The sequence below is a fragment of the Nocardioides sp. NPDC059952 genome, assembly GCF_042730435.1.
Taxonomy (GTDB): Bacteria; Actinomycetota; Actinomycetes; order Propionibacteriales; family Nocardioidaceae; genus Nocardioides.
The window spans coordinates 1-1451 of sequence record NZ_JBHWLY010000156.1 but is presented as its reverse complement, the minus strand read 5'-3'; the positions used below and the strand labels follow the sequence as shown (position 1 = coordinate 1451).

Below are 1451 nucleotides of genomic sequence, written 5' to 3'. Positions count from 1 at the left end.
GTGAACCGCAGCACCCCCGCCGAACACGATGCCTGGTTCGACGGCGACCGACCGCGAGGCATCGCCGTGGTCTACGGAGCCGTATCCGGTGCTGTCGAGCTGATCGAGTTCGAGGGCCTCGCCATCCGCGAGGGCCTGCTGAACGACGTCACCGAGATCATGGAGGCCTCCGGCCTCGGCGAGCCCTGGACCGCGATCCTGAACGGCTGGGTGACCGAGTCGCCCAGCGGCGGCCGCCATTACCGCGTCCGCCTCGACGGCGCCGCCGTACCGCCGAACCGCAAGCTGGCCTCCCGACTCGCCGAGGAACACGAGTGGGACGACAACGAGCGTCAGCGGGTCGCTGAGAAGCCCAACACGAAGATTGTCCGCGTCCTCATCGAGACGCGCGGTGAAGGCGGTTACGGCCTGGTCGAGCCGTCCGGCCCCGCCGTCCACGCCTCCGGCCGTCCCTACGTCCGCGTGGCAGGCTCGCCGGCCACGATCCCCGTCCTCGACGCAGACACCATGGGCGCCATCCGGGACATCTGCCGGATGGTCGACCAGATGCCCGTGCCCGAGGCGCCGAAGACGGCCCCCAAGGCGGCGGAGCCGCTGCCCGGCGGAGGCCTGCGGCCCGGCGAGGACTACGAGGCCCGCGCGGACTGGGGCGAGATCCTGCGCGGCACGTTCCGGCCCATCATCACGCGCGGCAACACCACCTACTGGGGCTGGGCCGACGGCGTCGGCAGCGTCAAGGCCACCACTGGCCGCGACCCGGAGAAAGACCGCCTGTGGGTGTTCGCCACCGGCTCGGAGTTCCAGGCCGACACGCCTTACAGCAAGTTCGGCGCCTACACGCTGCTGGAGCACGGCGGCAACTTCAAGGCCGCGGCCGCCGAGCTGCGTCGCCAGGGGTACGGCACCGAGCCGCCCCGCCGGCGCCTGTCCTCCGTGCCCGCGCAGTCGCAGCACTTCGCCGACGGGTCCTCGGCGCTCGACCACGCCCCCGACCCCCAAGAGGGCGGATTCGAGGGCGGCCCCCACCTGCGCTCTGTGTCGTCCCGTCCCGAGCTGGACATCACGAACGAGGCCGACGGCATTGACGGCGTCCTGGCACTCATGGCCGACGGCCGTCTGCCCGACCTGTACAAGCGGTCCGGCGGGCCGTGCTGGGTGTACCGCGACGACAACGACGACCCGGTGGTACAGCAGCTGGGCACCGACAACCTGCGCGCCTACCTCGCCGACCACCTCACCAGCTACACCCTGAAGCGAAACCCGGTCACCGAGCAGCTGGAGGAAGAGCGCGAGCTGCTCATGCCCAAGAGCTGCTCCACGATCCTCGGCCGGAAGGACTGGCCCCTGCCCGTCCTCCGGGGCGTTGTTACCTCGCCGGTCATCCGCCCCGACGGCACGCTGCTCGACTCCCTCGGCTACGACCGGGCGACCGGCCTGTACCTGGAGCCCCG

At 71.3% G+C, this 1451-nt stretch carries 1 protein-coding gene; it reads left to right on the top strand.

Annotated elements, in window-relative coordinates; genetic code table 11:
- Positions 1-1451: bifunctional DNA primase/polymerase (locus ACFV9G_RS29855; protein WP_378733110.1), on the top strand; the 1451-nt coding region annotated here is incomplete at both ends.